Origin of the sequence: Aestuariivirga sp. (genome assembly GCF_044239095.1) — a bacterium.
Classification (GTDB): Bacteria; Pseudomonadota; Alphaproteobacteria; order Rhizobiales; family Aestuariivirgaceae; genus Aestuariivirga.
Window position 1 is genome coordinate 1 of record NZ_JBIICB010000188.1, and the last position, 8,537, is coordinate 8,537.

Below are 8,537 nucleotides of genomic sequence, written 5' to 3' on the forward strand. Positions count from 1 at the left end.
GCCTTCTCGAAGTCGAAGCGGTTGGTGCCGAGGATCTCGGACAAGGGCACGCGCGAGAAATCCGTTTCGATCAGCCGCGCGTCCGGATTGAGCGCCTTCACGATGCTGCGGGCGGCCTTGCATTCCGCCTCGCTCGCTGTCGAGACCTTGTTGATGATGATCGTATCGGCGAATTCGATCTGATCGACCAGCAAGTTGACGAGGGTACGTTCATCCGTGTCGCCCAGGGCAAGGCCTCTGGTGGCGAGAAAGTCTGCCGATCCATAGTCCTTGAGCAGATTGGCGGCATCGACCACGGTGACCATGCTGTCGAGACGCGCCACGTCGGATAGGCTGTTGCCATCCTCATCGCGGAACTCGAAGGTCGCGGCGACGGGAAGCGGTTCGGAGATGCCCGTGCTTTCGATCAGCAGGCAGTCGAAACGTCCTTCCTCGGCAAGCCGTGCGACTTCGCGCAGGAGATCGTCGCGGAGCGTGCAGCAGATGCAGCCGTTGGACATCTCGACCAGTTGCTCATCGGTGCGCGAAAGGTTCGATCCGCCGTCCCGCACGAGGCTCGCATCGATGTTGACCTCGCTCATGTCGTTCACGATGACGGCGGCTCTGAGGCCATCACGGTTGTTCAGAACATGATTGAGAAGCGTGGTCTTTCCGGCCCCGAGAAAGCCGGAGAGGACGGTGACGGGCAGGCGATCCGTTGAAGAACGTTGAGGCATGAGAAGTCAGTTCCGGTTGAGTTGGCTGTGATGATCTGGAGGCGGGCTCATGTTCCGGCGTGTGGCGCTACGCATCATTTGATGGCCGCCAGGAACTCGGTCTTGATTGAGGCGTCCGTCTCGAACGCGCCGGTGAACTGAGAGGTGACTGTGGCAACTCCTGGAATGCGGATCCCGCGCGTCGTCATGCACTGATGGCTCGCCTCGATCCAGACAGCGGTGCCGCGTGGCTTCAATGCCGATGTCAGCGTGGCAGCGATCTGGGCAGTGAGTGTTTCCTGCGTCTGGAGCCGGCGGCCAAGGATGTCCACAAGGCGGGCGATCTTCGAGATGCCGACAACCCGGTCGCTGGGCAGATAGGCGACGTGGGCAATGCCGAGTATCGGCACGATGTGGTGCTCGCAGTGTGACTGCAGGCGGATCGATTTGATCAGCACCATTCCGCGATAGCCCGCGACGTCCTCGAAACTGGTCGCCAGGACCGCTTCGGGAGACTCGCGATATCCCGAAAAGAATTCCTCATAGGCAGCGGCCACTCGCGCTGGCGTGTCTTTCAGTCCCTCGCGGTCGGGGTCGTCGCCGGCCCAGCGGATGAGGGTGTGAACGGCGGCCATCGCCTCGGCGCGGCTGACGGGGGCTTCCGGCTGTTGACTGAGGAGATTCCGGGACATGACAGGCTCGATTGACAGATGCAATGTTATAACATAACGTCTATCCATCATGTTGTCCATCGAAACTCCAGACACACCCGGCAGCCGTTCCAGCAATGAGGAGCAGGTCTACGATGCCTTGCGCAACTCAACCCGCTCGATGTCCGCTTATGAGATCCTCGGGGCGCTCCGGGACACCAACATCAGGGCGGCTGTGCAGGTTTATCGCGCACTTGAGCGGTTGATCGCCAAGAATCGCGTGCATCGCATCGAGAGCCTCAATGCCTTCGTGGTCTGCCGTTGCGAGGCCCACAGCACACCCGCGGGCTTCTATATCTGCGATGCCTGTGGCTCCACCTGCGAATTCGATCCCGGACCCGCCCTTGGCGCGCTCCATCCCGCAGACCGTGGATTTGAGATTCAGCAGGCGAGCATTGAGCTGAGAGGCCTTTGCACGCGCTGCGCATCGACGGGGGCAAGATCGCCGTGAGAAGCCACTCTCCCTTTCTCGATGCCGGTGTCAGGACACGCTTGCTGGTGGCCGCCGCCCTGAGTGCTGCGATCTGGATTGCAATTCTGGCGGTCATGCAATGACTCCCGCTCCCCATTTCCGCCTCACCGACGTGACGCTGGGATATGAAGGTCACCCGGCTGTTCATCACCTCGACGGGGTCTTCGAAGCGGGCTCCATGACCGCCGTCTTCGGCCCCAACGGGTCTGGCAAGTCGACACTCCTGAAAGGGCTGATGGGTTCACTGAAGCCGCTCAGCGGCTCCATCGAGCGTCTCGATCTCGATGTGAGGGATATCGCCTACCTTCCCCAGGCTCAGGAGATTGACCGCAGCTTTCCGGCCTCGGTTCATGATCTCGTCTCGCTGGGGCTCGTCCGCCGGACAGGTTTCTTCTCTGCCGTCGGCAAGGGAGAGCGCGAGGAAATCGCCATGGCACTTGAGGCCGTGGGGCTCGGAGGCTTCCAGCGGCGGCCCATCGGATCGCTGTCGGGCGGTCAGTTGCAGCGGTCGCTGTTTGCGCGCGTGTTGTTGCAGGACGCGAAGGTCATTCTTCTCGACGAGCCGTTTTCGGCCATCGACGCCAGAACCGTGACCGATCTTCTGACGCTCATCCATCGCTGGCATGCCGAACGGCGCACCATCATTGCGGTGCTGCATGACGCCGATCTCATCCGCGCTCACTTTCCGGAATCTCTGGTTCTCGCCCGGGAGCCGGTTGCCTGGGGGCGTTCTGAAAATGCCCTGATGCCGGCGAACCTGCTCAAGGCCCGCCGCATGAACGAGGCATGGGACGAGAATGCGCCATGGTGCGAGGAGAACGCCGCATGACACTGTATGATCTTCTGATCTCTCCGTTCGCGGATTTTGCCTTCATGCGGCGCGCACTTGCGGGTGCGACCGCGCTGTCCCTTTCGGCTTGCCCAATCGGGGTGTTTCTCATGCTGCGCCGCATGAGCCTGACGGGTGACGCCATGGCACACGCCATTTTGCCGGGTGCTGCCATCGGGTTTCTAATATCGGGTCTTGCCTTGCTGCCCATGACGCTGGGCGGCATCGTGGCAGGCCTGTGCGTCGCGCTCCTCTCCGGCGCTGTCTCGCGCCTCACGATCCAGCGGGAGGATGCGAGCCTTGCGGGATTCTACCTCGTCTCCCTCGCCCTTGGCGTTCTGCTCATCAGCCTCAAGGGATCGAACATCGACCTGATGCATATTCTCTTCGGCACCGTACTGGCGCTGAACGACGGCGCGCTTCAACTGATCGCCTGGGTCTCCACCATCACGCTCCTCACGCTCGCCGTGATCTGGCGTCCTCTCGTCGCCGAGTGCATGGATCCGGTGTTTCTGGGATCCGTGAGCCGGATCGGCCCGGCGGTGCATTTCCTGTTCCTGGCACTTGTCGTACTCAATCTCGTCGGCGGCTTCCAGGCGCTCGGCACATTGCTTGCGGTGGGCCTGATGATGCTGCCTGCACTGTCGGCCCGGCTGTGGTGCGGCAGGCTCGAGAGCATGTGCATTCTAGCGGCGGCAATCGGATTTTTCTCCGGCTATGTGGGGCTGCTGGTCTCCTACCACGTTAGTGTCGCATCCGGGCCTGCCATCATTCTGACGGCCGGCGCCGCCTATGCCGTTTCCCTTGTTGCCGCGCCGCAAGGCGTCATCCGGTCACGGTTCACCCCAACACGACATCGCATTGCATGAAGGAGAAGATCATGGGAACCAAACTGAAGTCCGCAGTCTTGGGAGCGTTGCTCGCAAGCTCAAGTCTTGCCGCATCGTCTGGCATCGCTTCCGCTCACGACAAGATCAAGGTCGTTTCCAGCTTCTCGATCCTCTCCGACTTCGTCCAGCGGGTCGGCGGAGATCATGTCGATCTCGTCACTATCGTTGGCGTGGACGGCGATGCCCATGTCTATGAGCCCAAGCCCGATGATGCCAAGGCAATGGCCGCCGCACAACTCGTCGTGGTGAATGGTCTTGGATTCGAAGGCTGGCTGGACCGTCTTGTGGACAGCAGCGGCTACAAGGGCCCGATCGTGAAGGCCAGCGATGGAATTGAACCAGAGAAGATGGATGAGGGGCACGGCGATGCCCATGCCGAAGGCGCAAAGAAAGCTACGCATGATCATGATCACGATCACGCGGAAGGCAAGAAGAAAGCCGAGCACGATCATGAGCACGATCACGGGCATGATCATGGCGAATTCGATCCCCATGCCTGGCAGAGCGCCGCGAATGCTCAGGTCTATGTCAAGAACATCGCTGACGCCCTTTGCGGCATCGAGAAGTCGAAATGCTCCGAGTTCAAGGCAAATGCGGAAGGATATTCCCAGGAACTCGCCACGCTGCACGGTTCGATCAAGAAGGCGATTGACGCTCTCCCGGAAGGCCGCCGGACAGTCATCACGTCGCATGACGCCTTCGGCTATTTCTCCCATGCCTACGGGGTCGAGTTCCTCGCTCCTGAAGGCGTCAGCACGGAAAGCGAGGCGTCGGCAATGGATGTGGCGCGGCTGATCGAGCAGATCCGCGAGGACAAGGCATCGGCGCTCTTCGTCGAGAATATCTCCGACCCCCGGTTGATTGAGCAGATTTCGCGCGAGACGGGCCTCAAGATCGGTGGCGCGCTCTACTCCGATGCCCTGTCGGCGAAGGACGGCCCGGCGCCGAGCTACATTGAGATGATGCAGTACAACACAAGGCTTCTCACCGAAGCCATGACCGGATCGTGAGGCCAATCATGCAGCCCATTCCCGTTACCGTTCTGACTGGCTATCTCGGAGCCGGGAAGACCACCCTTCTGAACCGTATCCTGACGGAGAAGCATGGCAAGAAGTATGCGGTGATCGTCAATGAGTTCGGAGAAATCGGCATCGACAACGATCTTGTGGTCGGCGCCGACGAAGAAGTCTTCGAAATGAACAATGGTTGCATCTGCTGCACTGTCAGGGGAGATCTCATCCGCATCCTTGGCGGACTGATGAAGCGGAAGGACAAGTTCGACGCGATTCTGATCGAAACGACCGGCCTCGCAGATCCCGCACCGGTGGCCCAGACCTTCTTCGTCGATGATGAGGTACGCCAGCGCGCAAAGCTTGATGCGATCGTCACCGTAGTTGACGCAAAGCACCTGCTGCAGCGGCTGGCGGACTCGCATGAAGCCGAAGAGCAGATTGCCTTTGCCGACATCATTCTTCTGAACAAGACCGATCTTGTCTCGCCCGACGAGTTGGCGGCCGTGGAGAAGCGCATCCGGTCGATCAATGCTTATGCCAAGCTCCATCATACCCAGAAGTGCGGGATCGAGATCGACAAGGTGCTTGGGCGTGGCGCCTTCGATCTCGACCGTATTCTGGAACTGGAGCCGGAGTTCCTTGGTGAGGATCACCACCACCATGACGATGACGTCCAGAGCTACTCCTTCAAGACCATGCGACCCCTCAGTCATGAGAGATTCCAGAAATGGATGGGGGACCTTGTCGCGGTGAAGGGGCCTGACATTCTCCGCTCCAAGGGGATACTCGCCTTCAATGATGAGCCACGGCGCTTCGTGTTTCAGGGCGTGCACATGCTGCTCGATGGCGATCTTCAGCTTCCCTGGCGGGCAGATGAGCCGCGTGAGAGCCGGTTGGTGTTCATTGGCCGGAACCTCAACCGGGAGGAACTGCAAGCAGGTTTCGAGCGCTGTATTGCGTGATGGAAGGCCTGGTAGAGTCTGAAGCCCGGCAGGGGCAGTCCATGAAGCCAGTGTGGTCGACAAACCTCGACGCACCTGTCAATCACGTGGCGGTGCTCGATGGTGTGTTGGTCTTCCTGTGCGGCGATGGTTCGGCCCTGTTCGTGGCGGAACAAGGCTTCAGCGAAGACCGGCGGCAACTTCACAAGGGTGCAATCCTGGCGGCATGTTCGGGACCGCGCGGCATTCTGAGTGGCGGCGATGATGGGCAGGTTCGCTTGTCCAGCGCCGATGGCTCTGGGGAATTGATCCGCGATCATTCCGGCAGTTGGATCGACGCGGTGGCCTCTTCTCCAACAGGGGATGTGGCCTGGACGGCCGGACGCGTTTGCTACAGGCGCGGTCTGGGGGGCGACTTGCAGCAGCTCGAGTGCGCCTCAACCCCGTCTGACATCGGCTTCGACCCCAGGGGCAGGCGGCTCGCAATCGCGCAATATGGCGGAGTGTGGCTCTGGCTCGCGAAACAGAAGGAGAATCTGGTTCGCAAACTCGAGTGGAAGGGTAGCCATCTCTCCGTGACATGGTCTCATGATGGAACCATGGTCGTCACCTCGATGCAGGAGAGGGAACTGCATGGCTGGCGCTTGTCCGATGGCGCAAACATGAGGATGTCCGGTTATCCGGGCAAGATCGGGTCCATGAGCTGGAACGCTTCGGGGTCGCGGCTGGCAACCGCTGGCGCGCCCGTGGCAGTGCTCTGGCCCTTTGATCGTGGTGGCCCCTGGAACAGAAGGCCGGAGGAGATAGGGTTCCTTGCGGCCGGCATCACGAAACTCGCCTGGCATCCGGCGCGGAACATCCTCGCAGCGGGTTGTCAGCGGGGAGAACTCAAGCTCATTCGGTCAGATGATGGATCCGAGGTTGATCTGGGACACATCCGGAACTCGGCGGTGACGGCCGTTTCCTGGTCCGGGTCTGGGCGTTTGCTCGCCGCGGGTACGCAGTCCGGACATGCCGAAATCTACGCATTCGCGAACCCATAGCCATGTGGATCAAGAAGGCGGCTTCATTCATCGGTGATGTGAAGAAGGAGCGTGTGCGCCTGTGGTGCTTTGAATGCATCGGACCGGGTGCCTCAGTCTCGATCAGCGAAGTCGCCTGCACGGAGCCCGGATGTCCGCCCGTGAAGACGGTGATTCTCATCTTTCGCGAGGGTCAGCCGACGACCTCGCACATGATCCACAAGCCGATCAACATGGTCAGCCGGAGTGATGTCGTGTCAGCTTGCTCTCAGCTCTGACGAATTGGGAGCGGCAGCCTGCAACAAGGCATTTTTAGCGGTAGGATCCTCTTCGATGTTGAGATCGGGAGAGTTCATGGAAAAGCTTGGGGCGGCAGAGGGGTCATACGGTCCTTGCTTCTTCTTCAAATCAGGGTTGTCGCGTGTAGAATCGAGGATGTCGAGCAAGCCTGCTGAGGCCCGCCACCGGTCATCCGAGCGTGAGAGCCTCGTCATTGCCGAAGCCGAGGCGCTCCACTACCACGGCAGCCCACAGTGTCAGGACTGGAGCGCGGTTTGTCTTTATCATAACGCAACCCTGTCGCGCGGCTGAGAAGCGCGGAAAGGTCTGTCACTTCAGTTGAATTCCTGGCACTTCCATCCCATCGGAAACGGCTGCATCGCCCTCGCCATCGTCAGCCCCTCCGGTGGCATTTGGCCGGCTCCTCGTGATGAACGCCGGATGAATGTTGCATTCTGATCCCGTTCAAGAGACATTCTTTAGTTTCATGGCCAACGAGATTACAAAGAGCTCATTGAACCGAAGTCAACTAAGGAGACCTCACATGCCCAGCGCCAAGCTTTCGCTTACCCTCGCCGCCGCGACCATGATCATGGCTATAGTACCGGCTGACGCCTCGCCTCGCAGTTATCAGCTGATTTGCAAGGGCGGTGGCGCGATGGTGGCCACAATCAAGTCCAACGCAACGATTTCCCTCCGCTTTTCGCCGGGAAGCGAAGCGGGGGTAGCGCAAGCTGGAAAATGCACCTGGGTTGATCGTGGTTTCCGTGCGGGTGAGCCCAACGTGTTGTCACTGGCGGGCGATCGCAACGGTACCGCCTACCTCTTGGACGGTATGCTAAGTGGCGACCGCTTCTATGTGCACGTTTACAATGATAACAACGGCCGCATGGTAGTCACCCGCACCGGCCTCTGACCGGCTTCATTTGGCTTGGCGACGCCTCCCAATGACTGGGAGGCGTCTTCGGGCGGTTCATGCTGCCGCTATTTGAAAGTCCATGAGGCGCTCTCCACCAGAGCATTAGCAGCATTTCGGGGAGATCGACAGCAGCAGATCAGAGTCGAGCGAGAAAAACATTCGCCTTGTTCTGTTTTGTTGTGTCTCCCAGCATTGGCCGTAGCTGGTCGGACCCGCTGCACGCCGACAAAGAGTGAGGCAGTAGAAGCAGTTCCATTGTCTGGGCAGGCGCGAGTTAAGTGTCGATGCCATATGCTTGTCGCACGCCGACTAGACGACGAATGGTTCGCGGCCTCAGGCAAACGTCTGGTGCTGCCATTCCAGCGCAAACGGCTGCATCGCTCTCGCCATCGTAAGCCCTTCCGACTGTCGTCCCGCGAGAATCGCCTCGACAATATCTGGCGCCAGTAGCGTCATGAGCAGTACCCGGCTGACATACGATGGGTTGATGTTTTCGGCCTCGGCGATTTCTTCGATGGTGGCGAAGTCGCCGGTCTCCAGCAGCCTTCGCCAGCGGAAGCCGCGGGCGAGGGCCTTGAGCAGGGCGCTGTCAACCCTTGCCCGTGGTGCTGGTGTCACTGCCACGCCGTCCGGCGTTACGACGAGTTTCCGCCCGCCGCGCTTGCGGATGGTGAATGGCACCGTGACAGTCTGCTCGGTCATGCCGCCGCCTTTCGGCTCTTGCCGGTAATGGTGCCGACCTCCGCCACCATCTGCGCCAGTCCCTT

Annotated in this window: 11 protein-coding genes; 7 read left to right on the top strand and 4 right to left on the bottom strand. The window is 60.2% G+C overall.

Translation table 11 applies throughout. The annotated features are described in order from the left end of the window. Together ACILRA_RS15600 and folE are read right to left on the bottom strand one after the other, a co-directional pair. Positions 1-716: GTP-binding protein (locus ACILRA_RS15600; protein ID WP_395662999.1), on the bottom strand; the 716-nt coding region annotated here is incomplete at its 3' end. A gap of 74 nt (positions 717-790) precedes the next feature. Then, a complete protein-coding gene (gene folE, locus ACILRA_RS15605) occupies positions 791-1,387 on the bottom strand; it encodes a GTP cyclohydrolase I FolE (protein WP_395663000.1) in 597 nt (198 codons plus the stop codon). A gap of 49 nt (positions 1,388-1,436) precedes the next feature. Between folE and ACILRA_RS15610 the strand changes: the two genes are divergently transcribed. The 6 genes from ACILRA_RS15610 to ACILRA_RS15635 all read left to right on the top strand — a co-directional run bounded on the left by ACILRA_RS15610 (position 1,437) and on the right by ACILRA_RS15635 (position 6,593). Continuing rightward, positions 1,437-1,856, top strand: coding sequence for a Fur family transcriptional regulator (locus ACILRA_RS15610; RefSeq protein ID WP_395663001.1), 420 nt, complete (start codon positions 1,437-1,439; stop codon positions 1,854-1,856). A 100-nt stretch (positions 1,857-1,956) separates the two neighbouring features. Then, a complete protein-coding gene (locus ACILRA_RS15615; protein ID WP_395663002.1) occupies positions 1,957-2,706 on the top strand; it encodes a metal ABC transporter ATP-binding protein in 750 nt (249 codons plus the stop codon). Beyond that, a complete protein-coding gene (aztB, locus tag ACILRA_RS15620) occupies positions 2,703-3,575 on the top strand; it encodes a zinc ABC transporter permease AztB (RefSeq protein ID WP_395663003.1) in 873 nt (290 codons plus the stop codon). The genes ACILRA_RS15615 and aztB overlap by 4 nt, the downstream gene beginning before the upstream one ends. Positions 3,576-3,586: 11 nt before the next feature. Continuing rightward, positions 3,587-4,606 carry a metal ABC transporter substrate-binding protein gene (locus ACILRA_RS15625; protein WP_395663004.1) on the top strand — a complete coding sequence of 340 codons (1,020 nt, stop codon included), beginning with the start codon at positions 3,587-3,589 and terminating at the stop codon, positions 4,604-4,606. 8 nt (positions 4,607-4,614) lie between these two features. Continuing rightward, a complete protein-coding gene (locus ACILRA_RS15630) occupies positions 4,615-5,571 on the top strand; it encodes a CobW family GTP-binding protein (protein ID WP_395663005.1) in 957 nt (318 codons plus the stop codon). Between the two features lie 41 nt (positions 5,572-5,612). Beyond that, positions 5,613-6,593, top strand: a complete 981-nt coding sequence (locus ACILRA_RS15635; RefSeq protein WP_395663006.1) for a WD40 repeat domain-containing protein — start codon at positions 5,613-5,615, stop codon at positions 6,591-6,593. A 236-nt stretch (positions 6,594-6,829) separates the two neighbouring features. Here ACILRA_RS15635 and ACILRA_RS15640 read toward each other — a convergent pair whose 3' ends face one another. Further along, the gene (locus tag ACILRA_RS15640) at positions 6,830-7,018 is read right to left on the bottom strand and encodes a hypothetical protein (protein WP_395663007.1); all 189 of its coding nucleotides are present in this window, start codon (positions 7,016-7,018) and stop codon (positions 6,830-6,832) included. Between the two features lie 377 nt (positions 7,019-7,395). Here ACILRA_RS15640 and ACILRA_RS15645 point away from each other — a divergent pair, with 377 nt between their 5' ends. Beyond that, a complete protein-coding gene (locus tag ACILRA_RS15645) occupies positions 7,396-7,767 on the top strand; it encodes a hypothetical protein (RefSeq protein ID WP_395663008.1) in 372 nt (123 codons plus the stop codon). A gap of 336 nt (positions 7,768-8,103) precedes the next feature. Here the strand turns inward: ACILRA_RS15645 and ACILRA_RS15650 are convergent. Then, positions 8,104-8,537: hypothetical protein (locus ACILRA_RS15650; protein ID WP_395663009.1), on the bottom strand; the 434-nt coding region annotated here is incomplete at its 5' end.

Coding starts and splice junctions, on each gene's coding strand:
- aztB (WP_395663003.1), top strand. CDS start 2,703: ATGACACTGTATGATCTTCTGATCTCTCCGTTCGCGGATTTTGCCTTC.
- ACILRA_RS15610 (WP_395663001.1), top strand. CDS start 1,437: ATGTTGTCCATCGAAACTCCAGACACACCCGGCAGCCGTTCCAGCAAT.
- ACILRA_RS15625 (WP_395663004.1), top strand. CDS start 3,587: ATGGGAACCAAACTGAAGTCCGCAGTCTTGGGAGCGTTGCTCGCAAGC.
- ACILRA_RS15630 (WP_395663005.1), top strand. CDS start 4,615: ATGCAGCCCATTCCCGTTACCGTTCTGACTGGCTATCTCGGAGCCGGG.
- folE (WP_395663000.1), bottom strand. CDS start 1,387: ATGTCCCGGAATCTCCTCAGTCAACAGCCGGAAGCCCCCGTCAGCCGC.
- ACILRA_RS15645 (WP_395663008.1), top strand. CDS start 7,396: ATGCCCAGCGCCAAGCTTTCGCTTACCCTCGCCGCCGCGACCATGATC.
- ACILRA_RS15635 (WP_395663006.1), top strand. CDS start 5,613: ATGAAGCCAGTGTGGTCGACAAACCTCGACGCACCTGTCAATCACGTG.
- ACILRA_RS15615 (WP_395663002.1), top strand. CDS start 1,957: ATGACTCCCGCTCCCCATTTCCGCCTCACCGACGTGACGCTGGGATAT.